Source organism: Rhodococcus sp. B10, from assembly GCF_011770055.1.
Classification (GTDB): Bacteria; Actinomycetota; Actinomycetes; order Mycobacteriales; family Mycobacteriaceae; genus Rhodococcoides; species Rhodococcoides kyotonensis_B.
Genome location: NZ_JAAFYV010000021.1, coordinates 68,847 through 93,795, shown reverse-complemented (window position 1 = coordinate 93,795; position 24,949 = coordinate 68,847). Strand labels below are relative to the sequence as shown.

The 24,949-nt window shown below is 63.7% G+C and carries 27 protein-coding genes and 1 pseudogene; 11 read left to right on the top strand and 17 right to left on the bottom strand.

The window, feature by feature from the left end; genetic code table 11:
- The coding region (locus RhoFasB10_RS15500) for a biotin/lipoyl-containing protein (protein WP_167677131.1) at positions 1–878 on the top strand (878 nt) is incomplete at its 5' end.
- A 475-nt stretch (positions 879–1,353) separates the two neighbouring features.
- Here the strand turns inward: RhoFasB10_RS15500 and RhoFasB10_RS15495 are convergent.
- A complete protein-coding gene (locus tag RhoFasB10_RS15495; protein ID WP_167677129.1) occupies positions 1,354–2,349 on the bottom strand; it encodes a helix-turn-helix domain-containing protein in 996 nt (331 codons plus the stop codon).
- A gap of 75 nt (positions 2,350–2,424) precedes the next feature.
- Between RhoFasB10_RS15495 and RhoFasB10_RS15490 the strand changes: the two genes are divergently transcribed.
- Together RhoFasB10_RS15490 and nphA are read left to right on the top strand one after the other, a co-directional pair.
- Complete coding sequence (locus tag RhoFasB10_RS15490; protein ID WP_167677127.1) at positions 2,425–3,987, top strand: 4-hydroxyphenylacetate 3-hydroxylase N-terminal domain-containing protein; 1,563 nt, start codon at positions 2,425–2,427, stop codon at positions 3,985–3,987.
- A 22-nt stretch (positions 3,988–4,009) separates the two neighbouring features.
- Positions 4,010–4,492: an NADH-dependent flavin reductase gene (nphA, locus tag RhoFasB10_RS15485; protein WP_114332550.1), complete on the top strand. Its 483-nt coding sequence runs from the start codon at positions 4,010–4,012 to the stop codon at positions 4,490–4,492.
- 62 nt (positions 4,493–4,554) lie between these two features.
- On the opposite strand, the gene RhoFasB10_RS15480 is transcribed toward nphA, so the two are convergent.
- The 3 genes from RhoFasB10_RS15480 to RhoFasB10_RS15470 all read right to left on the bottom strand — a co-directional run bounded on the left by RhoFasB10_RS15480 (position 4,555) and on the right by RhoFasB10_RS15470 (position 7,960).
- On the bottom strand, positions 4,555–5,583 hold the full coding sequence (locus tag RhoFasB10_RS15480) for an FAD-binding oxidoreductase (protein WP_167677125.1): 1,029 nt from the start codon (positions 5,581–5,583) through the stop codon (positions 4,555–4,557).
- A 1-nt stretch (position 5,584) separates the two neighbouring features.
- Positions 5,585–6,799, bottom strand: a complete 1,215-nt coding sequence (locus tag RhoFasB10_RS15475) for a cytochrome P450 (protein WP_167677123.1) — start codon at positions 6,797–6,799, stop codon at positions 5,585–5,587.
- Between the two features lie 168 nt (positions 6,800–6,967).
- Entirely contained in the window at positions 6,968–7,960 is a 993-nt protein-coding gene (locus RhoFasB10_RS15470) for a helix-turn-helix domain-containing protein (protein WP_114332511.1), read from the bottom strand.
- Positions 7,961–8,023: 63 nt separating this feature from the next.
- Here RhoFasB10_RS15470 and RhoFasB10_RS15465 point away from each other — a divergent pair, with 63 nt between their 5' ends.
- From RhoFasB10_RS15465 to RhoFasB10_RS26375, 4 genes are read left to right on the top strand one after another with little or no spacing between them, the layout of a single operon-like run.
- The gene (locus RhoFasB10_RS15465) at positions 8,024–8,842 is read left to right on the top strand and encodes an IclR family transcriptional regulator (protein WP_114332512.1); all 819 of its coding nucleotides are present in this window, start codon (positions 8,024–8,026) and stop codon (positions 8,840–8,842) included.
- A 5-nt stretch (positions 8,843–8,847) separates the two neighbouring features.
- Positions 8,848–9,666, top strand: a complete 819-nt coding sequence (locus tag RhoFasB10_RS15460) for a fumarylacetoacetate hydrolase family protein (protein ID WP_167677139.1) — start codon at positions 8,848–8,850, stop codon at positions 9,664–9,666.
- Positions 9,663–10,445, top strand: coding sequence for a fumarylacetoacetate hydrolase family protein (locus RhoFasB10_RS15455; protein ID WP_114332513.1), 783 nt, complete (start codon positions 9,663–9,665; stop codon positions 10,443–10,445). Before RhoFasB10_RS15460 ends, RhoFasB10_RS15455 begins: the two co-directional genes overlap by 4 nt.
- 1 nt (position 10,446) lies before the next feature.
- Positions 10,447–10,632: a tautomerase family protein gene (locus tag RhoFasB10_RS26375; protein WP_114332514.1), complete on the top strand. Its 186-nt coding sequence runs from the start codon at positions 10,447–10,449 to the stop codon at positions 10,630–10,632.
- Between the two features lie 54 nt (positions 10,633–10,686).
- Here the strand turns inward: RhoFasB10_RS26375 and RhoFasB10_RS15445 are convergent, their stop codons facing one another.
- Genes RhoFasB10_RS15445 through RhoFasB10_RS15425 form a run of 5 tightly spaced genes read right to left on the bottom strand, consistent with a single transcriptional unit; the run spans position 10,687 to position 15,209 of the window.
- Positions 10,687–11,091, bottom strand: coding sequence for a tautomerase family protein (locus RhoFasB10_RS15445; protein WP_167677121.1), 405 nt, complete (start codon positions 11,089–11,091; stop codon positions 10,687–10,689).
- 9 nt (positions 11,092–11,100) lie between these two features.
- Positions 11,101–11,847 carry an SDR family oxidoreductase gene (locus tag RhoFasB10_RS15440; RefSeq protein ID WP_167677119.1) on the bottom strand — a complete coding sequence of 249 codons (747 nt, stop codon included), beginning with the start codon at positions 11,845–11,847 and terminating at the stop codon, positions 11,101–11,103.
- A complete protein-coding gene (locus RhoFasB10_RS15435) occupies positions 11,848–13,302 on the bottom strand; it encodes an aldehyde dehydrogenase (RefSeq protein ID WP_167677117.1) in 1,455 nt (484 codons plus the stop codon).
- 3 nt (positions 13,303–13,305) lie between these two features.
- Complete coding sequence (gene dmpG / locus RhoFasB10_RS15430; RefSeq protein WP_167677115.1) at positions 13,306–14,331, bottom strand: 4-hydroxy-2-oxovalerate aldolase; 1,026 nt, start codon at positions 14,329–14,331, stop codon at positions 13,306–13,308.
- Positions 14,328–15,209 (bottom strand): acetaldehyde dehydrogenase (acetylating), encoded by an 882-nt coding sequence (locus RhoFasB10_RS15425; protein WP_167677113.1) that lies wholly within the window; start codon positions 15,207–15,209, stop codon positions 14,328–14,330. Before RhoFasB10_RS15425 ends, dmpG begins: the two co-directional genes overlap by 4 nt.
- 200 nt (positions 15,210–15,409) lie before the next feature.
- Between RhoFasB10_RS15425 and RhoFasB10_RS15420 the strand changes: the two genes are divergently transcribed.
- The 3 genes and pseudogenes from RhoFasB10_RS15420 to RhoFasB10_RS26370 form a co-directional block, all read left to right on the top strand.
- Positions 15,410–16,492 (top strand): VOC family protein, encoded by a 1,083-nt coding sequence (locus RhoFasB10_RS15420; protein WP_167677111.1) that lies wholly within the window; start codon positions 15,410–15,412, stop codon positions 16,490–16,492.
- 183 nt (positions 16,493–16,675) lie between these two features.
- Entirely contained in the window at positions 16,676–16,933 is a 258-nt protein-coding gene (locus RhoFasB10_RS15415) for a WhiB family transcriptional regulator (RefSeq protein WP_167677109.1), read from the top strand.
- Positions 16,921–17,112, top strand: a pseudogene (locus tag RhoFasB10_RS26370) (hypothetical protein); the annotation flags it as partial. The gene RhoFasB10_RS15415 and the pseudogene RhoFasB10_RS26370, both read left to right, overlap by 13 nt.
- Here RhoFasB10_RS26370 and RhoFasB10_RS15405 read toward each other — a convergent pair.
- The 8 genes from RhoFasB10_RS15405 to RhoFasB10_RS15370 all read right to left on the bottom strand — a co-directional run bounded on the left by RhoFasB10_RS15405 (position 17,106) and on the right by RhoFasB10_RS15370 (position 24,039).
- Positions 17,106–17,681, bottom strand: coding sequence for a TetR/AcrR family transcriptional regulator (locus tag RhoFasB10_RS15405; protein WP_167677107.1), 576 nt, complete (start codon positions 17,679–17,681; stop codon positions 17,106–17,108). The pseudogene RhoFasB10_RS26370 and the gene RhoFasB10_RS15405 sit on opposite strands and share 7 nt — an antisense overlap.
- Positions 17,681–18,148 (bottom strand): nuclear transport factor 2 family protein, encoded by a 468-nt coding sequence (locus RhoFasB10_RS15400; RefSeq protein WP_167677105.1) that lies wholly within the window; start codon positions 18,146–18,148, stop codon positions 17,681–17,683. Before RhoFasB10_RS15400 ends, RhoFasB10_RS15405 begins: the two co-directional genes overlap by 1 nt.
- A gap of 539 nt (positions 18,149–18,687) precedes the next feature.
- Positions 18,688–19,698: an amidohydrolase family protein gene (locus tag RhoFasB10_RS15395; protein WP_167677103.1), complete on the bottom strand. Its 1,011-nt coding sequence runs from the start codon at positions 19,696–19,698 to the stop codon at positions 18,688–18,690.
- 1 nt (position 19,699) lies between these two features.
- The gene (locus tag RhoFasB10_RS15390) at positions 19,700–20,221 is read right to left on the bottom strand and encodes a 3-hydroxyanthranilate 3,4-dioxygenase (protein WP_167677101.1); all 522 of its coding nucleotides are present in this window, start codon (positions 20,219–20,221) and stop codon (positions 19,700–19,702) included.
- Positions 20,218–20,676, bottom strand: a complete 459-nt coding sequence (locus RhoFasB10_RS15385; RefSeq protein WP_167677099.1) for a RidA family protein — start codon at positions 20,674–20,676, stop codon at positions 20,218–20,220. Before RhoFasB10_RS15385 ends, RhoFasB10_RS15390 begins: the two co-directional genes overlap by 4 nt.
- On the bottom strand, positions 20,673–21,452 hold the full coding sequence (locus RhoFasB10_RS15380) for a fumarylacetoacetate hydrolase family protein (RefSeq protein ID WP_167677097.1): 780 nt from the start codon (positions 21,450–21,452) through the stop codon (positions 20,673–20,675). The genes RhoFasB10_RS15385 and RhoFasB10_RS15380 overlap by 4 nt, the downstream gene beginning before the upstream one ends.
- A gap of 20 nt (positions 21,453–21,472) precedes the next feature.
- Positions 21,473–22,948: a 2-hydroxymuconic semialdehyde dehydrogenase gene (locus tag RhoFasB10_RS15375; protein WP_167677096.1), complete on the bottom strand. Its 1,476-nt coding sequence runs from the start codon at positions 22,946–22,948 to the stop codon at positions 21,473–21,475.
- Between the two features lie 134 nt (positions 22,949–23,082).
- The gene (locus RhoFasB10_RS15370) at positions 23,083–24,039 is read right to left on the bottom strand and encodes a LysR family transcriptional regulator (RefSeq protein ID WP_167677094.1); all 957 of its coding nucleotides are present in this window, start codon (positions 24,037–24,039) and stop codon (positions 23,083–23,085) included.
- A 100-nt stretch (positions 24,040–24,139) separates the two neighbouring features.
- Here RhoFasB10_RS15370 and RhoFasB10_RS15365 point away from each other — a divergent pair, with 100 nt between their 5' ends.
- Positions 24,140–24,949, top strand: coding sequence for a cyclase family protein (locus tag RhoFasB10_RS15365; protein ID WP_167677092.1), 810 nt, complete (start codon positions 24,140–24,142; stop codon positions 24,947–24,949).

Genomic DNA, 24,949 nt, shown 5'->3' with positions numbered 1-24,949 from the left:
CCGTCACCGAGGAAACCTCCGGCATCGACCTCGTGCTGCAGCAGTTCCGCATCGCCAACGGCGAAGAACTGTCGATCACCGAAGACCCCGAACCGCGCGGACACTCCTTCGAGTTCCGCATCAACGGTGAAGACGCCGGCCGCGGCTTCCTGCCCGCACCCGGACCGGTCACCACCTTCATCGCCCCCGAAGGCCCCGGCGTCCGCGTCGATTCCGGTGTCGAGTCCGGCTCGGTGATCGGTGGCCAATTCGACTCCATGCTCGCCAAGCTCATCGTCACCGGCGCCACCCGCGAGGAAGCACTCGCCCGCAGCCGCCGCGCGCTGGCCGAGTTCAAGGTCGAAGGCCTCGCCACCGTCATCCCGTTCCACGCCGCAGTGGTCTCCGACCCCGCGTTCATCGGCGACGGAGAATCCTTCGACGTCCACACCCGGTGGATCGAAACCGAATGGGACAACCAAGTTCCCCCGTTCACCGCAGCAGACGCACTCGACGACGACGAAGCACTGCCGCGCCAGAACGTGGTCGTCGAGGTCGGCGGCAGGCGCATCGAGGTGTCCCTGCCCGGCCAGTTCTCCCTCGGCGGCGGCGCAGCATCCGATGGTGCGATCCGCCGCAAGCCCAAGCCGCGCAAGCGTGGCGGCGGCGGCGCCGGTGCCGCATCCGGTGACGCCGTCACCGCACCCATGCAGGGCACCGTCGTCAAGGTCGCCGTCGAAGAAGGACAAGAAGTCGCCGAAGGCGACCTCATCGCCGTCCTCGAAGCAATGAAAATGGAAAACCCCGTCAACGCCCACAAAGCAGGCGTCGTCACCGGCCTCGCCGTCACCCCCGGCTCTGCCATCACCCAAGGCACCGTCCTCGCAGAACTGAAGTAGGGCGCCGAGTGAAGACGACCGTCGCCCATTCGCCACCCATACCCGATCCGTCGCGACCCGAAGTTTCTGACTTGGTTGCGTCTTACATGGCGTTCCTGCGTACCGCGGACTCGTTGCGCGCTTCACTGGAACAACAGCTCACGGTCGTCGGGGTGAGCTGGGCTCGGTACGAGATTCTTCGTCATCTGGAGGCGCATGGACCGGTCACCTATACAGCCCTCAGTCGATCGCTCCTCCGACATCGCACCAGTATCGGAGTCACCACCGGTGCGTTGGCAAGCGCAGGATACGTTGCAGTGCAGCAAAACCCCGCAAAGCGCCAACAGCACCTTCTTTGTATCACGCATCGCGGGTCGAGATTGCTGCAGAGGGCGGATCGGGCGTTGTCCGCAATCCCGCCTCGCAGACTCGACGCACGGGCGCTAAACATCGCGTTGGAATTTGCAAAGCAGTTGTGACTGACGTGTATCGAGGCCTATGAACCGGCCGATGCGCTCCGGTAACGCCCGGGACTCATGCCGAACTGCTTCCGGAACGTGCGGCTGAAATGTGAGACGTCGCGAAAACCGCTGGCCTCACTGACTTCCTGCACGGTTATATCGGACTCCGTCAGCAGTCGCCGTGCCCGCTCCAGCCGATGCGAGGCGAGCCAGGCCGACGGCGTGGTTCCGATGTCGCGGAACAAGTTCTGCACATATCTCAGCGACATTCCGGTCGCATGCGCCGCGTCGGTGAGCGAGACGTTCGGATCATGCAACGTGCTTTCCAGTTGCGTTTGATAACTGTGAAGATGGCGCGCCCGTAGTTCGGTGGGCCTGTCGGTACGGGCGAGTTCCGTGTTCATCGATGTCACCAGCATGTCGAGAGTCGACAACGACAGTGACTGCGCCGCTCTCGACACGATGTCCGATTCCAATGTTGCGATGCTCTGCAGGAACGTGCTGACGATCGAACCTGTTGCTGAATTGCTCGAAATCGCCTGCGCTGTAATGGTCGAGCCATCGTGGATCGCCAATCGAGAATCCAGAGCTTCACGAGGTGCGCGAATCACCAGTTGAGAGAACCGAGCATCTGACCGAAAGACGAATGGGCGCGCAGGATCCAGCAAGGCGAACGCCCCACCGTCGAGAGTCGACACACGCCCGTCTTGCCGTATGTGGACGTGGCCCGCCGTCACGACACACAGCAAGTAGTGCGCCCGCTCGTCGGACGAGATCGATGCCGGCGTGCGTACCACGGTGTGGGGATCTGCGGTCACCGTGGTGACGAACAGGTCACCGAATTGTTTGCCTGTCAGCTCACCGTCGAAGCGACCACGCGGTTCACCCCAGTCGAGATCCATCTCGCAGTAGGTCGAGTCGAGCGCCCGCGCCCACGCGTCGCGGCCCTCTCTGGTACCGAGATCACGAGTGCTGAACGTGACGGACCGAAGTGTGCGCGCGGAGTCATCCCGTCGTGCGTCGTTGGTCATGGTCGAACCTCACCTCACGCTTCTAGTGTTCCGAATCACAGACAAACTTCGGCTGACGAAAGAGGACACCACTTCATGACTGCAGTGTTGAATTCCCAGGAATCCCAATCGCTCAACGACATTCGTCCGATGACGGGCGACGAGTACATCGAGTCGTTGCGCGACGGCCGCGAAGTCTACTTCCGCGGCGAACGAGTGGACGACGTCACCACCCACCCGGCGTTCCGCAATTCGGTGCGTTCCGTTGCCCGCATGTACGACGCCATTCACCGTCCCGAGGCTGCAGGCGTTCTCGCGGTGCCGACGGATACGGGCAACGGCGGATTCACGCACCCGTTCTTCAAGACTGCGCGTAGCGCTGACGATCTCGTTCTCGCCCGGGACGCTATCGTCACCTGGCAGCGGGAAGTGTACGGCTGGATGGGACGTTCGCCCGACTACAAGGCGTCGTTCTTGGGCACGCTCGGCGCCAACGCCGACTTCTACGGCGAGTACAAGCCGAATGCCCTGCGCTGGTACAAGGAAGCGCAGGAGCGGTTGCTTTACCTCAACCATGCGATCGTGCACCCTCCCATCGATCGAGACAAGCCGGCCGACGAGACCGCGGACGTGTGCATCCACGTCGTGAAAGAGACGGATGCAGGTTTGGTCGTGTCCGGCGCGAAGGTGGTGGCCACCGGTTCGGCCATCACCAATGCGAACTTCATCGCCCATTACGGCCTGCCGATTCGCAAGAAAGAATTCGGCGTCATCTTCACCGTGCCGATGGACTCCCCTGGTCTCAAACTGTTCTGCCGCACGTCGTACGAAATGAGCGCGGCTGTCATGGGCAGCCCTTTCGACTACCCGTTGTCGAGCCGCTTCGACGAGAACGATGCGATCATGGTTCTCGACAACGTGCTCGTGCCCTGGGAGAACATATTCGCCTACGACGTCGAGGCATCCAACGGGTTCGTGATGCGCTCGGGTTTCCTGCCGCGCTTCACCTTTCATGGTTGCGCGCGGCTTGCCGTGAAGCTCGACTTCATTGCCGGCTGCGTCATGAAGGCTGTCGAGCTCACCGGCTCGGCGAGCTTCCGCGGCGTTCAGATGCAGGTCGGTGAAATACTCAACTGGCGAGACATGTTCTGGGGACTGTCGGACGCCATGGCCAAGTCGCCCGAGGACTGGGTCGGCGGTGCGGTGCAACCGAATACGCGATACGGCTTGGCTTACCGCACCTTCATGGGCATCGGCTACCCGAGAATCAAGGAAATCATCCAGCAGACCCTCGGCAGCGGACTGATCTACCTCAACAGCCATGTCAGCGATTTCGGCGACGACCGAATTCGTCCCTATCTGGATCAATACGTTCGTGGTTCCGGTGGCGTCGAGGCCGTCGATCGCGTCAAATTGCTCAAGTTGCTGTGGGACGCAGTCGGTACCGAATTCGGCGGACGACACGAGCTGTACGAGCGCAACTACGGCGGCGATCACGAAGCCGTCCGCTTTCAGACCCTGTTCGCGTATCAGGGTGCGGGCGAGGACCTGAAGCTCAAAGGCTTTGCAGAGCAGTGCATGTCCGAATACGACGTCGACGGCTGGACGCGCCCCGATCTGATTTCGAACGACGACCTCGAGATCGTTCGGCGGCGCTGACGTGAAAATTTCGCCGTTCGTCATGCGTAAGGCCCTGGGGCGGTTCGCCAGCGGTGTCACGATAGTGACGACCGCCGAAAGCGAGAACGAAGAATCGGTACACGGCATGACTGCCAACGCTTTCACCTCCGTGTCGCTCGATCCGCCGTTGGTATTGGTGTCCATCTCGACCCGGGCGAAGATGGACGCGCGCATTCGTGATACCGGCAAGTACGGAGTGTCGGTACTCGCCGGTGATCAAGAGCCGCTGTCCTTGCACTTCGCGAACGCTGTTCGCCGCCCCGACCTCGTCCGCTTCGTGTGGCGCCGCGGCGTTCCACTTCTCGAGGGTGCCCTCGTGCATCTGTCGTGCACCCTAGAGGCGACGTATCCCGCCGGAGACCACTCGTTGCATCTCGGCCGGGTCGAGGAACTCGCCTACGACGACGGCAGCCCCCTGGTGTTCTACACCGGAAGCTTCCGGTCGCTCGCGGTCGTCGGTAGAGATGAGCCGTGGGGTTTCTAGACCGGTCACCGTCAGTGGAAGCCGGTGCTCTCGACGAGAAAGAGCACCGGCTTCCGCCGTCGTCAAAGAACGCTCGAGAGAACAGGAGTCGACGCCGTGAATTCCTCTCGCGCGACGAGCCGCGGCGCCATGCGCCGTCGCTTGAGCGCCTTCACCGCCGCATCCACCATCGGCGGTGGCCCACACAAATACGCGCGCAGGCCCTTACAGGTGGCGAAGTCGTCGAGCACGACATCGGTGACCAACCCGCACGCGCCGTCCCAGATCTCCTCGCTCAGCGCGGGACGGTAGTGGAACTGAGGATGGGCCCGTTCGAGATCGCGGAAGTAGTCACCGTCGTACAGGTCGTCCCGACGCCTTCCCCCGTGGTAGAGGTGCAACTCCGGCAACAAGTCGTGTTCGAGGGCGTGGCGGACTATCGAGGTCAGCGGCGCCAACCCCGTTCCGCCGCCGATGAGGATCGCGGGCTCGTCGTGCCGTCGTGCGATCCCGAATTGCCCGAGTGGCCCGCGCAGCGACACCCGATCACCGACGGCGAGGTTGCCGAATATCCAACCAGCGGTAGCGATTCCGTGGTCGGTGCGCTTGATGTGGAATTCGAGTTCGCGAGACTCGCTCGGCGCATTGGCCATGGAGTACTGACGCCCGACGCCCGTTCCGGGAACGAGAATCTCGGCGTACTGGCCTGCATTGAATTCCATTGCTGCGTCGAGGCGGATTTTCAGCCGACGGGTGTTCGACGCGATGTCGTCGAGCACGGTCACGGTGCCTTCGTAATCGCGTAGCGGATACCGCGGCGTGCCGTCGTCGGCCACGACACCGAGGGGTTCGACGACGACGTCGGTGCACGGACTCGCCATACACGCCAACGCCAGGCCCCGTTCCCGTTCCTCGGCCGTAAGTGTGTACTCGGGAGATGCGCCGTGGTCGACGGTGCCGCAGAGAACCTTCACCTTGCACGTGCCGCACGTTCCCTGTGTGCAGGAATGCGACAGCCATCCTCCGCCGCGCAGGGTCGCGTCGAGGATGGACTGCTGCTCCTCACACCCGATGTCGCGGCCCGGAAGTCGGACGCGATGTTCGGCGGTCATCTCACACCTCCCACTTGACGAAAAGTTCCTTCGGCCCCCGAAAACCCCAGCCCCAGAAATCGACGTCACGAGTGTCGTCGCGTTCGAGGTTCGGGATGGCCTCCAACAGCTCCTCCAGACCGATTCTGATGACGGCGTTCGCGAAATACGTTCCCCCGCAGGCGTGTGCGCCCGCACCGAAGGTCATGTTCGGAGTGACGGGCCGGTCGAGGTCGTAGGCGGTGGGCGCGTCGTACGCGTGTTCGTCTTGGTTCGCCGATCCGTAGGAGAGCATGACGGCCGATCCCGCGGGGATGTCGACACCGCCGACGGTGACGTCTTTCGTCGCAGCCTTGACGACCGCCGACCAGATCGGTGCTACCCAACGCATTCCCTCGGACTGGGCACGAGGGATCAACGTCGGATCGTCGACGACGCGTTCGAGCTGGTCGGGTCTGCTCAACAATCCCGCAACCGTGGTCGCCATCGCGTGACCGGGCTCCTGCATCGCGCCGAGCAGGAACACATACAGGTTGGGATAGATGACCTCGCGTGGACGCGTCTGCCCTTCGGGCATGCCGTCGTGCAGCCAGTGCGATATCGCGGAGTGGTCGGGATGGTCGATCCAGTGATCGATCTTGGGATCGACGTGCGCGATGATCTCGGCTTTCGCCTCGTCACCCGGCTCGAACCCGTCCGGGTTGGCGAAATCCCCGTTGTCGTCGACGGCAGCGTTCGTGAAGGAGACGCTGAGTTTGTGGAACCACTCCCGTAGATTGTCGGTGCTGACGTCGTTCAATCCGAGCAGATCGCCGAGCGCACGCACGCTGACCGGCTCGCAGTACGCCGATACGAGATCTGCCCGCCCGTCGCTGTCGAAGGCTTCGAGACGCTCGCGTGCGTAGGGCCGGACCAGTGCGTCGATGTACTTGTCGACCGCACTGGGCTGCAGATGGGGCTCGATCATGTCGCGCAACTTCCGATGTTCTTCGCCGTTGGTGTTCAGCAGAGCACCTGGCCCGAACGTGCGGCCGCCGGCCGCAGAGATGACCGCAGGCCAGTTGTCGGAATCCTTCGCGATGTCCGCACACAAATCTTTCGAGGACACTATGTACATGCCGAGGGCGGGGACGAACGCCACCGGCGCTTCTCGGCGCAGGCGCTCGTAGAACGGGTACGGGTCCTTTTCGAGCTCTTCGATCGTGATGTCTTCGATGAAGCCGAGAGTGGCGGTCATGATTCTCCTTCTGCGGCGCGTGTAGTCAGGTCGAACGCGGACCCCGAAGTGGTTCGGTTGTGTCCGCGATCACAAGACTGAGACGCGCTCGAAGTCCACCCGAACATCGTTCGGTAGTTCCGAACATCGGGCGCAGTGCGTCCCGTGTCCGTTCGGATGGGCGGAAAATCAGCTCGTCGAGTTGGCTTTGCGGTATTCGCCGGGACTCGCTCCGAAGCGCTTGCGGAATGTGCGGCTGAAATGCGAGACGTCTCGGAAACCCACGGTTTCCGCCACATCGTTGATGGTGGCATCGGAGCCGATGAGCAGGCCGCGCGCCCGGTCGAGCCTTGCGGCGTACAACCAGTTCATGGGTGTTGCGTCGGCTCGTCGGAACAAGTTCTGAAGATGGCGAACAGACATGCCGAGATCGCGAGCAGCGTCGGACATCGTGAGGTCCGGGTCGTGCATTCGTGACCCCAGGAGCTGCTGAGCGCGCCGGAGGTCTCGCACATGAGCGAGCTCGGTGTGGCTCTGCAGAACCGTCCCGTCGGCAAGTGCGGTGACCAACATGTCCATCATCGACGCCGACAACGACGACGCGGCGCCGGGCGCTACGCCGGGATCGAGACCGGCGATCTCCTGCAGGAGACGGCTCACGACGCGACCTACACCCTCACCCGCCGATACGCCTTGAGCCGCAACCGCATCGACGATGTGAGACGGCAGCCGCGACGTGAGCAGGCGTCGCGGGGTGCGCACCACCACTTGCTCGAATTCGGTCGGAGAAGCGAACACGAACGGTCGCGAAGGATCGAGAAAGGCGAAGGAACCGTGCCGCAGGTCGGCCGACCGCCCGTCCTGTTCGACGTGGCCACGGCCCCGCATGACCAGGCACAACAACAAGTCGTCGTCGTCGCCGGAAATCATCGCAGGTGTCCGAATGACTGTGTGCGGATCGGCGCGCACGGTGCTGACGTAGAGATCGCCGAACGGACGTCCGACCAGTTCCGCGTCGAAGTGTGCGTGCGGTGAACCCCATTCGAGGCCCATCTCGCAGTACGTCGATTCGAGCGCACTGGCCCAGGTGTCACGGCCTTCGCGAGATCCGAGACCACTGGTGTCGATGTACACCGACGTGTCCGTGCGCTCCGAGCCATCTTTTCGTGCGTCGGCGGTCATGGTCGGATCCTCCTTCGGTTCCTAGTGTTGCAGATCACAGAAGGAAGACAACGAGGAGATACCGTGGCGACGCTGCAGACAGTGCAGAAGATCGGTCCCGTACTGGACCTTTTTACGGTCGAACGACCGGAGTGGGGGGTATCGGAGGTCGCGAATACCATCGATCTCCCGCGATCGAGTGCACACGCCTTGCTGTCCTCGCTCGTAGACATCGGGCTGCTCCAGTGCCGAGCACGCGGGCGGTATCGGATCGGATGGCGTGTGGTCGAACTCGGTCAAGCGCTCCGCGGCACCGTGGACGTTCGCACCTGCGCAGCCCCCGTCCTGGACAGGCTCGTCGAGAACTACGGCGAGACAACACATCTCGCGGTCATGGAACGAAACCGAGTGTTGTACGTCGACAAGGTGCTCGGCACACACAACATCACGGTGCAGGGCGCGCGCGTGGGAACACGGCTCGACGCATACTGCACCGCGGTGGGTAAAGTACTGCTCGCTCAACTGCACCATGTCGAGCTCGCACGCTTTCTGGACACGACCACGCTCCGTCGTAGAACACCGACCACCATCACCAGCGCGGCCGGACTGGTAGAGGCGCTCGACGCGGTGCGGTCGGCAGGCTGCGCCTTCGATCTCGGCGAGGCGGTCGCCGACGTCGACTGTGTCGCAGCCCCGGTCCGAGACGACATGGGCCAGGTGGTCGCCGCCATCAGCATGAGCGTTCCGGCGTCACGTTTCGTCGCCAACCGCGTCGAGTTCCACCGAGCCGTCGTCGGTGCCGCGAACGAGGTGACCAGGGCACTCGCCGAGGTAGCCGAGGCCGTCGTGCCGCTCGGTCGCAACCGAACGACCGCTCCAGTGCAGGGAAGGTTCGCGTCGTGACCGCTGTGACAGGGAGTAGCGCAGCTACCGACGAGAACGCCGTACACGACGCGGCAGACCTGCTGCTCGAGGTCTATCGAACCGGTCGGCCGATCGAGCCGCTCTCGCCCCGCTACCCCGAGGCCGGCGTCGAGTTCGCGTACAGAGTGCAGCAAGCGCAGGTCGAGCAGTGGGTGCGAGACGGCGAGGTGATCAAGGGTCACAAGGTGGGACTCGCGTCCCGAGCAATCCAGCGACAGATGGGCGTCGGGCAACCGGACTTCGGACATCTGACCGGAGGAATGTTCCACCTCGAGCACCAACCGATTCCGTCAGGAATCTTTCTGCAGCCCCGCATCGAACCAGAAATTGCTTTCGTGCTCGGTAAGCCCCTCACGGGGCCGGGCGTCACCGTCGCCGATGCCGTGCGCGCCGTAGACTTCGTTCTCCCCGCCCTGGAAGTGGTCGATTCGCGGATCCGCGACTGGAAAATCGGCATCGTCGACACCATCGCGGACAACGCATCGTCCGGTGGCGTGATCCTCGGTAGCAAGCCGATGTCGCTGAACGCGGTCGATCTGCGGCTCGCCGGCTGCACGCTGCACATGGACGGCGCACTGATCGCCACGGGCGCAGGTGGCGCCGTGCTGGGCTCACCGATCAACGCGCTGGTCTGGCTCGCCAACACGGTCGGCCCGCTGGGCGTCACATTGGAACCCGGGCATGTCGTTCTGCCCGGTTCCATGACCCGGGCGTTCGCCGTCGCTCCAGGCCAGTCGGTAGTGGCGAACATCGGTGGAATCGGCTCGGTCACTGCAATTTTCGACGAGGAGGGAGAGTCATGACGCAGTGGAGCGTCGCGCAGATCGCTGAAACTCTGCTAGGAGCGGAGCGGCGAGCGGAACCACAGACATCCATCGGAGCGGAGTGGGACGGACTCGATCTCCGTGCCGCTTACGACGCGCAGGACGTAGCGCTCCGCATGCGCATCTCCGGCGGACAGACGGTGACGGGCGTCAAGCTCGGGGTGACGTCACGCGCCAAACAGATTCAGGTAGGGGTGGATTCGCCGTCGACGGCTTGGCTCACCGACGCGATGATTCTGCCGATCGGTGCGCCCGTTCCGCTGAGGCGCCACATTCACGCACGGGCCGAGCCCGAGATCGCGTTCGTCATGGGCCGACGCCTCAGCGGCCCTGGGGTTTCCGCCGCGACGGCCCTCGCTGCGGTCGACCATGTGGTCGGCGCCATCGAAATCATCGACAGTAGATTCTCCGGGTACGAGTTCACGATGATGGACGCCATCGCAGACAACAATTCGTCGGGACGCTACGTCACCGGACCGATCGGACGCAGCCCCGAGGACCTGGATCTCGCGTTGGAGGCGTGCCTGTTGGAAGTGGACGGAGAAGTTGTCGATTCCGCTACCGGAGCAGCGGTGCACGGGCACCCTGCGGAGGCCTTGGCGTTCGCCGCGAACACTCTCGCGGAACGCGGGTTGGCCATCGAACCGGGATGGGTGGTGTTGACGGGCGGCATGACCGATGCCGTTCCCGTGCAACCAGGTTCACGTATCGCGGCGCACTTCACTTCTCTCGGTTCCGTCACGGTGGCGGGAGAATAACGTGCCGATCATCGACGTGACGATTGCAGAGGGCCGCAGCCCTGAACAACTGCGTGCGTTGATTCACGAGCTCACCGAGGGCGCACAACGCGCCCTCGGTGTGCCGGTGAGCACCGTGCGCGTGATCATCCGAGAGGTCCGGAAGACGCACTTCGCTGCAGGGGACGTGACCATCGCCGAACGGTGACAGCAGGTCTGCCCGCAGGCACCGTTCGGCAACGATGCTCAGCGGAGCCGATCCCTAGTGCACGGCGCGTGCCGCGATTTCGTCGGCACGCGCCACCGCAGCCGGAGTGCCGCCGATTGCCCAATTCTCGGGCTGCACCTCGACGATGCGCCCGCGAACCCCGCGTCGGTCGACGTCCAACACGTCCACCACGAGATCGGTGAAGCGGGCCAGGAGATCTTGTCGTTGCGACGCGGGTCTGCCCGCCAACACGATGGCCGTGAAATACGGCGAACTGGACGCGTAGAACGCTCCGCTCACCGCGACGTCCATCGCACCGTATCGGACGATGAACGCGCGGATCCTGTCGATCGGCGCGTTCAGGATGTCTGCATACAGGCGGCTCGCCTCGGTGAGCAAGCGCTGCCCCTGGTCGGCACTGAACGAACCGTCGACCAGATGAAAATGCGCGACAGGCATCGAATACTCCTAGAAGATTCCGTGGCGGGTGCCGCCGTCGACGGTCAGAATGCTGCCGTGCAGGACCGAAGCCTCCGGTGCGAGCAACATCTCGACGATCCACGCAACCTCGTCCAGCGTCGGCAAGCGGCCCAATGACGTTGCGGCGTAGTATCTCTCGCGGATCGTGTCGGGCGGGGCCCCGGTCTCGCTCGATTCCCGCTCGATGAATGCGTCGAGCCTCGGTGTGTCGATCGGGCCAGGGGCAAGGGTGTGCGTTGTGACGCCCTTCGGTCCATAGAGTGCCCCGATCTGACGCATCAGATTGAACAGCGCGGCGTTCGCGGTGCCGGGGCCGGCGTCGAACGGACCTGGCTCCACACCGAGCGAGCCCGCGACGGCCACGAACCGCGCTCCTTCCTGCAGATGATCGCGAACAGCATGCAGCAACCGGACCACGCCCCCGGATTTGATGTTCGCCGCAATCGCAAGGCCGGACGGATCGATCGTATCGGCGGATCCTTTCACCGGGAGCCCCGCCGCGAACAGCGCCAGTCGCACAGGCGCGTCGACGGCCGTCGAGATCGCCTCGATCGCGTCGTCGGAACCGATGTCTGCCACGCACGGGGTCACGGCGGGATGCCGAGACGCGAGAGCGTCGAGGGCGTCGGCGCTGCGTGCCACCGCAAGCACCCGGTGCCCTGCCGTCACGAGTCGGCGTGTGACGGCGGTTCCGAGCGCACCGGTGGCCCCGACGACCACGCACAGGCTGCTCATCTAACGGCTCAATCGGATAGTCACCGCGCGAGGCTCGGTGAAGAATTCTCGCGAGTATCGCCCGCCCTCTCGTCCGAGGCCACTGATTCCTTCACCACCGAACGGCAGGCGCAGATCACGCTCGAAGAACGTGTTGATCCACACGGTGCCTGCACGCCATCGCGCAGCCATACGGTGGGCACGAGAGAGATTCTGAGTGAACAGAATTCCGGCGAGGCCGTACGGTGAGTCGTTCGCGATTCGCAGTGCTTCGTCCTCGGTGTCGAACCCGAGTACGGTTTCCACCGGACCGAAGATTTCTTCCCGTGCAGTGCGTGACGAGTTCGTCAGACCGGTGATGACCGTCGGCGGGTAGTAGAACCCTGGGGCGTGGGCGGGGTCGGTGAGTCGACTCCCACCGGTGACGACTTTTCCGCCCTCCTCCTGCGCGAGTTCGACGTAGCCGTGGACCTTTTCGAGATGTTTCTCTTCGATGAGCGGTCCGACGACGGTGGCCGGATCCTTCGGATCACCGACGGCCAGGTTCTGGGCTGCGTCGACGAATCGGTCGAGGAAAGCGTCCATGATCCCGCTCTGTACGAGCAACCGAGAACCCGACAGACAGACCTGCCCGTTTCCGCCGAAGATCGCCCGGATGGACATCGGCACCGCGATATCCAGATCCGCGTCGTCGAACACGATGTTTGCCGACTTTCCGCCCATCTCCGCCGACACCGGTGTGTGGTTCGCTGCCGCAGCTTGCAGAATCTTCACACCCGTTGCGCTCGACCCGGTGAAGGTGATGCGATCGACCCGGGGGTCGGACGTCAGCGGTCCGGCCACTGCCTCGCCGCCGAATCCGTGCACGACGTTGAGGACGCCCTCCGGCAGACCTGCTTCGAGCGCGAGCTCCGCGAATCGGTTGGCGGTCAACGGTGTCTGCGGCGCCGGTTTCAAGACCACGGTGTTGCCGAATGCCAACGCGGGAGCTATCTTCCAGGTCGCGAGCATCAGAGGCGCGTTCCACGGGCTGATCGCCGAGACGACTCCAGCTGGGGGGTACAGCGTGTAGGAAAGGAGATCGCCGTCGGGATACGCCTCGTTCTCCGCCATCGCGGCGTAATCCGCGAAGAAGCGCAGATTGTGTGCCACGCGCGGGATTTCGGCGTGTGACGACTGAGTGATGGTCTTGCCGCCGTCCCGCGTCTCCAGGTCGGAGAGTTCAGCCCGATGGTCGTCGACTGCGTCCGCGACGGCATGCAAGATCTTCGCGCGTTCCTTGGGTGCCATACGCGCCCACGGACCTTCGTCGAATGCTGTACGGGCGGCGGTGATTGCGGCGTCGCCGTCCTCTGCTGTGCCCCGGGCGACGGTGGCGAGGTGGGAGCCGTCATGGGGGTCGTGACTGTCGAACGAAGCGCCGTCGGAGGCTGCTCGCCATTCGTTGCCGATGAGATGGTGGATGGTGTGGGTCATGGGTCAGACTCCTGCGGGAACGTGAGAGGTGCGACCGGCCAGCTCGGCGGCGACGTCGACGATCATGTCCTCCTGGCCACCGATGACGCCACGGCGCCCCAGCTCGAGGAGGATGTCCCTGGCCGGGACGCCGAACTTCTTCGCCGCTCGCTTGGTGGGATGGAAGAACGTGGAGTAGACCCCTGCGTATCCCAGGACCAGTGCGGTCTCGTCGACGATCTGCGGTTCGGACATCAGCGGCGCGACGGTGTTCTCGGCGGTGTCGATCAGCGGGAAGAGATCGACGTTCGTCTCCCACCCGGCACGCTCGAAAGCCGCTGCGAGAACTTCGGTCTGAGCGTTGCCGGCGCTTGCGCCGAGCCCACGCAAGGACCCGTCGATGAAGGTGGCTCCGTTCTCAGCAGCCGTGAGCGCGTTGGCGATTCCCACCCCGAGGTTGTTGTGCGCATGGAACCCGATGTCGGTACCCACGGCATCGCGCAACCGTGCCACACGCGCGCCTGCTTGCGCGGGAACCATGGCGCCGGCCGAGTCGACGACGTAGATCACGTCTGCACCGTAGGATTCGAGCTTGATCGCTTGTTCGGCCAGCGCCTCGGGTGACAGCTTGTGGCTCATCATGAGAAACGTCATCACCGTCAACCCACGCTCTGCGGCCCATTCGATGGGTTGCTGTCCGCAGTCCGCCTCGGTGCAATGAACGGCAACTCGCACGGTGTCGATGCCGGCGTCGATCGCGCCCTGTAGCCCCGCGAGCGTCGCGATACCCGGCACGTACAGCACGGCGATGTGAGCATCGGGTGCCGCGGCGACCGCGGCGGCGACGTACTCGGGATCGGTCGCGGCGGCATAGCCGTACTGAATGGACGATGCTCCCAAACCGATGCCGTGAGCCACTTCGATGGTGGGTATGCCCGCACGAGCAAGTCCCCGTGCGATGTCGGCAACGTTCTGTGTGGTGAATCGGTGTGACACGCTTGACATTCCGTCGCGAAGCGTGGTGTCCACGAGTGTGATCCTGTTGTTCATCGTGCTACTCCTTCGACCAGGGCCGACCGTTGGCCGATCACGTCGGCGACCTGTACTGCTGCGGCCGTGATGATGTCCAAGTTGCCTGCGTACGTGGGCAAGTAGTCGCCCGCTCCGACTACTTCGAGCATCACGGTGACGAGTTCGCCGTCGACATCCACGAGGCGGAGCGAGTACCCCGGCACGTATTCCTGGACGCGGGCAACCATGTCGACGACCGCGCGCTCGATCGCGTCGCTGTCGGGATTGCGCACCTTGGCGTAGACCGTGTCGCGCATGTTCATCGGTGGCTCAGCCGGATTCACCACCGAGATTGCCTTGGCGCTGGGGACCCCCGCGACCGAAGCCAGTGCGCGACCGGTCTTCTCGCTGAACTCGCTGAGGTTCTGTCGGGTACCGGGTCCAGCAGATTTGGACGCGATGGCGGCGACGATCTCGCCGTACGACGCGTCGGCGACTTCGTTGATGGCGTAGAGGATCGGTATCGTCGCCTGGCCGGCGCAGCTGACCATGTTGAGATTGGGTGCATCCAGGTGCTGGTGCAGATTGACTGCAGGCACGACGTACGGGCCGACGGACGCGGGCGTCAGATCGATTGCACGGATTCCCGCCTCGGCGTACCTCGGCGCCGCAGCGCCGTGCACCGCCGCGGACGTGGCTTCGAAGACGATATCGGGCCGCTCAGGGCGGGCCAGGAGCCAATCGACTCCGCCAGCCGACGCTTCGAGTCCCTCGTCGCGTGCTCGTGACAGGCCGTCACTCGCGGGATCGATGCCCACCATGTAGCGCGGTTCGATGTGCTGTGAACGCAGCAGTTTGTACATCAGATCGGTCCCGATGTTGCCGGACCCGACTATCGCAGCTGTCAATCGACTCATGAGCGGCCTTTCCTGTGCGGCGTGAAAGTCATGCCCCGACGCTAGAAACAGTGCGGAGGCGGCGGGCTGCGATCCGGCAGGCGCGGACGCCGTCGGCGTTCGAGGGTGTCACTGTTCGGGCATTCCGAACGGGCGTGACTCGGGGCACTTCGGCTGTCCATGCTCGAGACATCACCAATCACGGACATGCAGGAGAACCGATGAGCGACAACGATTCACGCCATGAGATCGCCCACCTCGCCCGGGTAGAACTCTTCAGCCCGAAACCGCAGGAGACTCTGGACTTCTTCACGAAGTTCCTCGGGATGTACGTCACCCGCACGGAAGGCCAGTCCGCCTATCTCCGCGGCTACGAAGACCCGTACCAGTGGAGCCTCAAGATCACCGAGTCGCCCGAAGCAGGTATGGGCCACGCCGCTCTGCGCACCAGCTCGCCCGAATCACTGAATCGGCGCGCGGAATCGCTGAAACAGGGCAACGTCGAAGGGGTGTGGAGCGAGGACGAGTTCGGCTACGGCAAGACATTCGAGTACAAGTCGCCCGACGGCCACAACCTGCAGCTGCTCTGGGAAGCCGAGACGTATGTCGCTCCGCCCGAACTGAAAAGCAAGATCCTCACGCGCAAGTCGAAGAAGCCTCTGCAGGGCGTTCCGGTCAAGCGGATAGACCACCTCAATCTGATGGCATCCGACGTCACCGCCGTCAAGAACTCTTTCGAGCGTCATCTCGGTTTCCGAACTACCGAACGCGTCGTGGATGGGGACGTCGAGATCGGTGCCTGGATGAGTTCCAATATCCTCGGCCACGAAGTCGCCTGCATGCGTGACATGACCGGGGGCCGCGGAAAGATGCACCACGTCGCGTTCTATTACGGCACCGGCCAACACAATTCGGACGCAGTCGAGATGTTCCGAGATTACGACATTCGCATCGAGGCCGGGCCGGACAAGCACGGCATCACGCAGGGCCAGTTCCTGTACGTGTTCGAGCCGGGTGGAAACCGTATCGAACTGTTCGGCGAGGCCGGCTACCTGCACCTCGAACCCGATGCCGAAACGAAGACCTGGCAGATGTCGGACATCGACACCGGCTTGGCCGTCGGCGGCGCCGCTCTGCCTTGGGAAACATACTTCACCTACGGCACGCCCAGTCCGTTGAGCCTCGACCAGCACATCGAGAAGTACGCACACTTCGGCCCACCGTCTCCCGACGCCGAGAGCGTCGCGGCCGCAGTTCCCGACGAGATCGAGCAGTCTCGCGCCGTCGCAGGCGCACCGGTCTGACGCGAAGCGCGGCGCTTCCCGGTCGTCGAGTCTCATGGGGCTGGACGACCGGGGTAGCTGTCGCCGACGAACAGCATTTTTCGTCGGATTCAACTGACTTGCAGACTAGAAAGTGGGTCGACGGTGCGCCACGATTCGGCTGTTCGGCTGCCCCCGCCCTGCGCGTGCTGCTGGGAATGGCAGATGCATGCGTCGTGCAGATCCATGCCCGTGAGTATGTTCTTCCCCGCCGCCGACGCCCTCGGGCCGTCGGTTGCATCGATCGAACGGCAGACGAAGCTGGTCTGTCGGCAATGCCCGGTGCGTACGGAATGTCTTCGCTACGCACTCGTCAGCAATGAGACACACGGCATCTGGGGCGGCAAGACAGCGTTGGAACGCAGGCAGCTTGCCCACACGATCCACATCGACGCTTGGGTCGGGCATCACTGCGACGCGTAACACATCAGCGATACCGATTCTCAGGAGTAGTAACGCCACAGCGGGTGCGTGCCGTCGTCGCGAAGGCGAAGGGCGAGGCGGTCTCGGTCGAGACCATCGTCGTTCCTGATCCGGGTCCGAACGACGTGGTCACGAAGATTTCCGCGTACGGGGTGTGTCATACCGATCTGGATTACCGCGTGTTCGTAGCGCCGGCGAGCAGGTGTTGCCGAGTGCGGTCGAGGATCCGCAGGAAGGTCGCGTAGTCGCCGTAGGCGCGGGCCAAGACCAGCCCGCCTTGGATCGTCGCGACCGCGTCCAGGGCGCGGTCTGTCGCCTCCGGGGTCGAGAATCCGCCGCGTCGCAGTGCTTCGGCGAGGGCGTCGACCCAATCGGTGAAGTACTGGCGAACCGCCTCGGCGAAGGTCTCCTTCTCCTGGCCCAGCGTAATTGCCGCGAACAGGCACACGCTCTCGCGGGACCTGAAGTAGTCGGCGACCTCCTGCGACATCGCCTCGACCGCGTGCGCGGCGTTCTCGGCCGTGCGCAGGGGGGCGAAGATCCGTTCCTCGAACCACTCGCCCACCTGCTCGAGGACGGCACGGGCCATGTCCGTCTTCCCGTCGGGGAAGAAGTGGTAGAGGCTGCCGCGGCCGAGTCCGGTCTCTTGCTGGATGACCGATAGCGAGCCGGCTTCGAAGCCTCGTTTGCGGAAGACTCCAGCGAGGGCGCGGATCGCATCGGAACGATCGAGGACGGTTCGGGCCATCACAGACCGAGATCGCTCAGGCCGGGGTGGTCGGCCGGTCGGGGGCCGGAGGCGTCCCAGAAGAACTTGCGGTCGGACTCGGTGATCTCGAGGTCGTTGATGCTCGCGTGGCGGTGGGTCATCAGGCCGTCCTCGTCGAAGTGCCAGTTTTCGTTGCCGTAGGCGCGGAACCATTGGCCGGTGACGTCACGATACTCGTAGGCGAAACGCACTGCGATGACGTCGCCGGTGTAGGCCCACAGCTCCTTGATGAGCCGGTAGTCGAGCTCGCGCTCCCACTTGCCGGTGAGGAATTCGACGATCGCGGCGCGGCCTTGGACGAAGGTCGAGCGGTTACGCCACCAGCTGTCCTCGCTGTACGCGAGCGAAATGCGCTCGGGATCACGGGTGTTCCATGCGTCTTCGGCGGCGCGAACCTTCTGGATCGCGGTGGCCTCGGTGAACGGAGGAAGCGGAGGACGGGGCATGAGAGGCTTCTTTCTGGAGCGTTTCTTGTACCGATCAGTACAAATTGTACCAAAAGGTACAGAGAATGCGCCGGCCTGTCAACGCCATCCGACGGTCTTTCCTGCCGAGCGCTGGCGTCTCGGGCCACCAGGGGCGGCCCTTCGTACGGGCGCGAGTGACAACCACTTCTCCTGACGGCTAGTTCGGTGGCCGCTCGACACCGGTGAACAGGCCACGGGAGTAAAGGGCAGTGCCGCTACCGCACCGATCACGACCGAGCACGTCATCAGCTCCCCCGCGGCGCTGCTCAGTGAATCAGTCAGCGACGCAACGACACTGACCACGACGATCAATTCGGTGGTCCCGGTCGTCGCCACCGGCACTACGCGCCGTAGCGCCAGCGGCGACCAGAACACGCCGCTGGCCACAGCATCAATTGCAGCCCGCCAGCCCGGACGCGACCGTGCAGTCCGACCGTCGCGCGGAGGCGTCATCAGCCAAGCGGGACACACACCCATCCGTCAGCGACGGACAGTTCGGCGTCCGCAATCTCGATCGTTCACACCGTCGATGTGTCGACGAGCCCGAGGAATCGCTCGGCGTTGCCGCGTTGAACGAGGTTCCGTGAGGACTCATCCAGGAATTCGCTCTTGCGCACGACCTCGCCCACCGGTCGCTCCCCCAGCGGGTACGGGTAATCGCTGCCCACCATTACTCGGTCGACTCCGACCGTGTCGACGAGCAGGCGTAACGCGCGGTCGTCGAATACAACGGAGTCCACGTAGAAGCGGCCGAGGTAGTGCGACGGTGGCATGTCCGAGGTGCCGATGATGTCGTTGCGGCGGTGCCAGGCGTTCTCCACTCGACCGAGCCAGAACGCGAACGAGCCTCCGCCGTGAGCGAAGCCGATCTTCAGACGATCGTCGATGCGGTCGAAGACACCACCGAGGATCAACGCGAGAATGGACAGATGCGTCTCGGCGGGCATCGCGGTAAGCCATTGCGCCATCCAGCGGTTCAGGCGCGGCGTGGAGTCCATGTCCCAAGGATGGACGAACACCGGAACGTTCAGGGAGGCGCAGTGCTGCAGAAACGTCACCACGCCCTCGCTGTCGAGGTCGTAGTCGCCGACGTGGTTGCCGATTTCGACTCCGCGGTGTCCGTTTGCCATGCATCGTTCCACTTCACGGCAGGCCGCGTCGGGGTCTTGCAGCGGCACCTGACAGAACGGGATCAGCCGGTCCTGGGCGGGAGCGACGATGTCGAGTGCAAGGTCGTTGAAGATACGAGCGATCCGCTCCGCCTGTGCACCGGTGCGACCGTAGTTGAAAAATGCCGGTGTAGGAGAGACGACTTGGGTCCGAACGCCGTCGGCGTCCATGTCCCGCAGTCGAATCTGCGCGTCCCAGGCGTCGGCCTGGATTCGACGAAATTGTTTGGATCCCATCATGATGACGGCCTCGGACTCGGTTTCGACCCGCAGCCAAGGGGCGTCAGGTCCGGCGTCGGCGGTCAGGTCCGGCCACCCCTTGGGGACATAGTGGGTGTGGACGTCGATGATGCCGCCCATGTCAGCCTTTCCCGGGATGGAGGGCGCCGCACTTGTCGCACGTGCGGGCTTTCTCGTCTTCGTAGAACTGGACGAAAACCGGTGGCAGGTCGGACACGATGTCACGCACCTGTAGTTCGATTTCGTGGATCAGGTGGTTGCAGTCGAGGCAGTACCACTGGAACTTCTCCAGTGTTCCTTCTCGCCGTACGCGTTCGATGACCAGGCCGATCGAATCTGCGGTGGGGCGCTGTGGCGAGTGTGGGATGTTGCCTGGTAACAGCCAGGTTTCACCTTCCCGGATGTGTACGCGCTGCGGTCCGTCTTCGGTCATGACGTCGACGTGAATGTCGCCTTCGAGCTGATAGAACCACTCCTCGTACGGATCGAGGTGGTAGTCGGTGCGCTGGTTGGGGCCGCCGACGACCTGCACGACGAAGTCGTCGCCCAACGCCATGGTTTGGTTGTTGACCGGCGGTGCGAGTAGATGCCTGTTCTCGACGATCCACTTCTGGAAATCGATGACGGACGGGATGGTGGTCATGAGTGATCCTTCGTGTCGGGGGTGTCGGCGCGGCGGTGAGCAGGCAGGTAGGCGACGCCCTGGATTTCGATGAGCAGGTGCGGGTGCGGAAGTTGGTGCACCGCAACGGTGGTGCGGGTGGGTCCGGATTCGTCGAGCATCTCGGCGTATACCTCGTTGTATCCGCCGAAGTCGTTCATCGAGACGAGGTAGGAGGTGACCTGCACGAGGTCGGTCAGCTCTGCGCCTGCCTCGGCGAGGATCGACTCGATGTTCTCGATGACTGCGCGCGTCTGTGCTCGAATGTCGAGGTTCGTCGTTCCCATCTCATCGACCTCGACGCCGACGAACGTGTTGTCCGGTCGGCGCGAGCTCGTTCCGGAGACGTAGATGAAGTCGCCGGCGATTCTCACGTGGGGGAAGCGGCCCCGGGGCGTGGCGAGCCGCTCGATCACCTTGGCAGCGTCAGCGCTCATGCTGTCACCTCCACGGAGACCACGCCCAACCCGTCGATCTCGCATCGCGCGAGACCGGCCGTCAAAGGGACGGCTGCGGTAGCAGCCCCCGCGAGGATTACATCGCCGGGGCGCAACGGGATACGCCGACGGCGGCTTACCTCGAGCAATGAATGGAGGGCATTGATGGGGTCGTCGAGGATCGCCTCGGTCGAGCCGTCGACGGTATGTGCGCCTGCCTCGAGCCGTACAGGAAGATCGCCGATGGCGCGCATCGGCTGCCATGGCCCGATCACATACGCGGCCGCCGAGGTGTTGTCAGCGACGACGTCGGTGTAGGTGAATCGAAAGTCCCGGTAGCGGGAGTCGATGATTTCCATCGCGGGAGCGACTGCGTCGACGCAGGATTCGACGTCGACCGTGGGATCGTCGAGGTCGACGTCGAGCGCCAGACGATATGCGACCTCGGGTTCGATCTTCGGGTGGATGAACCGGTGCAGCTCCACGCGGCCACCGTCGTCGACGCTCATCGCGTCGGTGAGCCTGCCGACGATCACCTCGGAAACACCCATTTGTGCCATCTTGGCCTTGCTGGTGAATCCGAGCTTGACACCGACGAGTGCTTCCCCGCGGCGCAAATACCTGGCCACCAGCTCGTCCTGGATGCGGTAGGCGTCGTCGATGTGAATTTCGACGTCGTCTGCGAGGCTGGGAACGTCGAGAACCTGCACCCGCGCGTCGTCCAATCGACCGGCGAGTACGTCGATCTCTCTGCGGTCCAACATCTTTGCTTTCATCGCTTCTGTTCTCCCCGAAGTCACAGCGCCACACAGACGTTGGTGGGCTCGGTGTAGAAGTGCAGTGACGACTCGCCACCTTCTCGGCCGATGCCGGACAGTCCGACACCGCCGAAGGGAGAACGCAGTTCGCGTGTGAACCATGTGTTGACCCAGGAAATTCCGACGTTCATCTTCTGCGCTACTCGGTGGCCGCGCCGTAGGTCGTTGGTCCACACCGACGCAGCCAACCCGTACTCGGTGTCGTTCGCGAGCTCGATCGCCTCCGCTTCGGTGTCGAATGGCACCAGCGCCGCGACTGGACCGAAAATTTCTTCACGCAGCACCGGATCCTCGTTGGTCAGTCCCGTCCACAGCGTGGGCTCGACCCATGAGCCCGACGCGAACTCCCTGCCGACATCTGGGATACCGCCGCCGGTAAGGATTTTGGCGCCGGACTGCTCGGCCAGAGTGAAGAACCTCATCACCTTTTCCCGATGTCCCTGCGAGATCAATGGCCCGGTGGTGACGGCGGCGTCGGATGGGTCGCCCAGCCGCAGTTGCTCGGCTCGCTCGGCAAGGCCGGTGGCGATGTCGTCGAACACGTTGCGGTGCACATACACTCGCTCGGTGCACAAGCACACCTGCCCGGTGTTGGTGAAAACGGATCTGGTGAGTCCGGTAAGTGCCTCGTCGATGTCGACGTCATCGAACACGATCGCCGCGTTCTTGCCTCCGAGCTCGAACGACACCGGCCGTACCCGGGGTGCAACAGTTTTCATCACGTGCGAGCCGGTCGCGGACGAACCGGTGAAGGTCACCCCGTCGATCCCGGGATGGGTCGTGAGGTGTTCGCCGGCGGAGTTGCCGCCGAAGCCGTGTACCACGTTGTACACACCGGCAGGCAACCCCACCTCGTCCAGAACCTCCGCGAGCAGGGTTGCGGTCGCGGGTGTCTCCTCACTGGGCTTGACCACCACAGCGTTGCCGCACGCCAGTGCCGGCGCAACCTTCCAAGTCAGCAGAAGCAAAGGCAGGTTCCAGGGCACGATCACCGCGACGACGCCGAGCGGCTTGCGGACTGCGTAGTTGAGAGCCTGCCGACCGCCCGCCAGGTCGGTCATGAACGATTCCTGGCCGGCGGCGGCGGCGACGTCGGCGAATGTCCGGAAGTTGGTGAGTGCCCGCGCCACATCCAGCTCTCGCGCCTGCGTGATCGGTTTGCCGGTGTCCGCCATCTCGGCGGCGACGAATTCCTCGAAGCGCTCCTCGATCCGGTCCGCAGCGCGGCGCAGCACCGCGGCACGGTCGCGTACCGGGGTGTCGGCCCAACCGTTGTGGAGGGCACGACGCGCGGCACGAACGGCGCGATCGACCAACTTCTGGTCGGCCTCGTGTACCTGGGCCAGTACGCGCCCGGTCGCCGGATCGATCTGATCGAATCCGCGCTGCGGATCGGGCTCGACGAATGCACCGTCGACGAAATTGCGGATCCAGCCGCCGGGGGTTGATGTCATGAACTCATGGTCGACCCAGGGCGCTATGCCGAACAAATACCGAATCCGAACATTCCATGCCTGTTCGGACATAGCTGCCGCATCGACGATCCGCATCACGGGCTCAAGCCGAACGCCGGAGCGCCCGTCTGGTGCTAGGCGAGGTCGATGCGCGCCTCGGAGAGCTCGATCTCGATCGCTTTGGCTTCGCCGAGGAGGTGTTCGATGAACAATCGCGCACTCTCACTCGGTTCCGACTCCGTCGAATGAGTGACGGCGAGGGCGCGGGGAAGGGTATCGAGCGCCCAGGGGACGATGCGCAGTCCTGGATCGTTGGTTCCGACCAACACGGGCAGTGGAGCCAACGAATCGGTTGCGTGAAGGATCGACCGGATCGTCAAGATGGAGGTGCATTCGATGACATTGGTTGGCACCCACGATCCGGTTTCGCCGAACGAACCGCCGAGTCGGCTCGCCACGGCTGTAGGTGGCGGCAGCACCCACGGGAAGGCCGCGAGATGCTCCGGCTCGAGGTCGTCCATCGCGAAGACAGGATGGCCGACCCGTCCCATGATGCGGATGGGTTCGTCGTACAGATGTCGCTGAACGACAGTCGGAGGACTGTCGTTCATCATCCGCCCGATCAGAACGTCGAGCTTGTGGTGCGCCAGCAACTCCAGAAGCGCTTCGTCGGTGCCCTCGACCACCGACACTTTCAGCGCGGGGTTCGCGGCCTTGACCGATATCAAAGTGCGAGGAAGCAAGGCGTACGAACCGGTCATGTTCGTCCCCACCCGGATGGGCCGGGTACCGCTCGTCTGGAGGTGATCGATGTTCTCGGCCAGACGCTCCATGCTGGTAAGGATCATTTCGGCGTGTTCGAGCAGCAACGTCCCGTACGCAGTCGGGGTCACTCCCCGCGAGCTGCGGTCGAAGAGTTCGACTCCCAGAATTTCTTCCGCTTCACGCAAACCCCGTGTCACGACGGGTTGTGTGACATACAAGTCTCGCGCCGCGCCGACGATGGTTCCATTGTTCGCTATCGCGGTGATCAACTGGAGGTGGCGCAGCTTGAACCCGCCGTCCAGCAGGTGCTTCAGTCGACGCTCCATGACGTGAGCATAGCCGCAGGCTGCAGCGATGCCTGTACGGGCATAGTGCGTGCAAGAAGGGCATTATGTGGACCAGCCCACACACTGAAGTATCTACGGCATGCCCGAGCTTGTTGCCTCCATCACCAATCTGGCAGAGGGGTTGGGAAACAAGACGATCAGCATCGTCGACCTCACCGCCCCGCTGTCGCACGAGACCCCCGTGCTGCCCCTTCCCGAGGGTATGGAGCCGATTCCGCACTTCTCCCTCGAGGAGCTGGCTCGTTACGATGAACGAGGAGAGACCTCCTACCAGAACGGCATTCACACCGGTGAGCACGTCGGAACTCACTTCGATGCCCCATGTCACTGGATCACCGGGCGGGACCTCGCCGATGTCGCACGTGTCCCGGTCAGCGACCTGGTCAGCCCATTCGTTGTCATCGACAAATCGAAGAGGGTTGCCGACGACCCCGATTTTCTGCTCGACGTAAGCGATGTGCAGGAGTGGCAACAACGCCACGGCCCGTTGCCGGCGGGCGGGTGGTTGCTCTACCGCACGGGTTGGGACCGCCGGTCCACTGACACGCAGCGGTTCATCAACGCAGACGACGACGGCCCGCACACGCCGGGTATATCGGTCGAATGCGCCCGGTGGTTGGCCGAGAACAGTCCGATCCGGGGCGTCGGAGTGGAGACCGTCGGTATCGACGCCGGTCAAGCGTTCGCCTTCGACCCGCCCTTTCCGTGCCATCACTACCTACTCGGCGCCGGCAAATACGGAGTGACCCAATTGCGAAATTTGGCGTCACTCCCCCTGACAGGGGGCGTGCTGGTCGTGGCGCCGCTGAAGATCGTCGGCGGTTCGGGAAGTCCCGCCCGAGTAATGGCAATCGTTACCACCTCCACCGAACCCGAAAAGAAGGATTGA

Bases quoted from the DNA above. Each gene is read 5' to 3' on its own strand.
- RhoFasB10_RS15495 (WP_167677129.1), bottom strand. From the start codon at position 2,349: ATGACCAACGACGCACGACGGGATGACTCCGCGCGCACACTTCGGTCC.
- RhoFasB10_RS15490 (WP_167677127.1), top strand. From the start codon at position 2,425: ATGACTGCAGTGTTGAATTCCCAGGAATCCCAATCGCTCAACGACATT.
- nphA (WP_114332550.1), top strand. From the start codon at position 4,010: ATGCGTAAGGCCCTGGGGCGGTTCGCCAGCGGTGTCACGATAGTGACG.
- RhoFasB10_RS15480 (WP_167677125.1), bottom strand. From the start codon at position 5,583: ATGACCGCCGAACATCGCGTCCGACTTCCGGGCCGCGACATCGGGTGT.
- RhoFasB10_RS15475 (WP_167677123.1), bottom strand. From the start codon at position 6,799: ATGACCGCCACTCTCGGCTTCATCGAAGACATCACGATCGAAGAGCTC.
- RhoFasB10_RS15470 (WP_114332511.1), bottom strand. From the start codon at position 7,960: ATGACCGCCGACGCACGAAAAGATGGCTCGGAGCGCACGGACACGTCG.
- RhoFasB10_RS15455 (WP_114332513.1), top strand. From the start codon at position 9,663: ATGACGCAGTGGAGCGTCGCGCAGATCGCTGAAACTCTGCTAGGAGCG.
- RhoFasB10_RS15445 (WP_167677121.1), bottom strand. From the start codon at position 11,091: ATGCCTGTCGCGCATTTTCATCTGGTCGACGGTTCGTTCAGTGCCGAC.
- RhoFasB10_RS15440 (WP_167677119.1), bottom strand. From the start codon at position 11,847: ATGAGCAGCCTGTGCGTGGTCGTCGGGGCCACCGGTGCGCTCGGAACC.
- RhoFasB10_RS15435 (WP_167677117.1), bottom strand. From the start codon at position 13,302: ATGACCCACACCATCCACCATCTCATCGGCAACGAATGGCGAGCAGCC.
- dmpG (WP_167677115.1), bottom strand. From the start codon at position 14,331: ATGAACAACAGGATCACACTCGTGGACACCACGCTTCGCGACGGAATG.
- RhoFasB10_RS15425 (WP_167677113.1), bottom strand. From the start codon at position 15,209: ATGAGTCGATTGACAGCTGCGATAGTCGGGTCCGGCAACATCGGGACC.
- RhoFasB10_RS15420 (WP_167677111.1), top strand. From the start codon at position 15,410: ATGAGCGACAACGATTCACGCCATGAGATCGCCCACCTCGCCCGGGTA.
- RhoFasB10_RS15415 (WP_167677109.1), top strand. From the start codon at position 16,676: ATGCATGCGTCGTGCAGATCCATGCCCGTGAGTATGTTCTTCCCCGCC.
- RhoFasB10_RS15405 (WP_167677107.1), bottom strand. From the start codon at position 17,681: ATGGCCCGAACCGTCCTCGATCGTTCCGATGCGATCCGCGCCCTCGCT.
- RhoFasB10_RS15400 (WP_167677105.1), bottom strand. From the start codon at position 18,148: ATGCCCCGTCCTCCGCTTCCTCCGTTCACCGAGGCCACCGCGATCCAG.
- RhoFasB10_RS15395 (WP_167677103.1), bottom strand. From the start codon at position 19,698: ATGGGCGGCATCATCGACGTCCACACCCACTATGTCCCCAAGGGGTGG.
- RhoFasB10_RS15390 (WP_167677101.1), bottom strand. From the start codon at position 20,221: ATGACCACCATCCCGTCCGTCATCGATTTCCAGAAGTGGATCGTCGAG.
- RhoFasB10_RS15385 (WP_167677099.1), bottom strand. From the start codon at position 20,676: ATGAGCGCTGACGCTGCCAAGGTGATCGAGCGGCTCGCCACGCCCCGG.
- RhoFasB10_RS15380 (WP_167677097.1), bottom strand. From the start codon at position 21,452: ATGAAAGCAAAGATGTTGGACCGCAGAGAGATCGACGTACTCGCCGGT.
- RhoFasB10_RS15375 (WP_167677096.1), bottom strand. From the start codon at position 22,948: ATGACATCAACCCCCGGCGGCTGGATCCGCAATTTCGTCGACGGTGCA.
- RhoFasB10_RS15370 (WP_167677094.1), bottom strand. From the start codon at position 24,039: ATGGAGCGTCGACTGAAGCACCTGCTGGACGGCGGGTTCAAGCTGCGC.
- RhoFasB10_RS15365 (WP_167677092.1), top strand. From the start codon at position 24,140: ATGCCCGAGCTTGTTGCCTCCATCACCAATCTGGCAGAGGGGTTGGGA.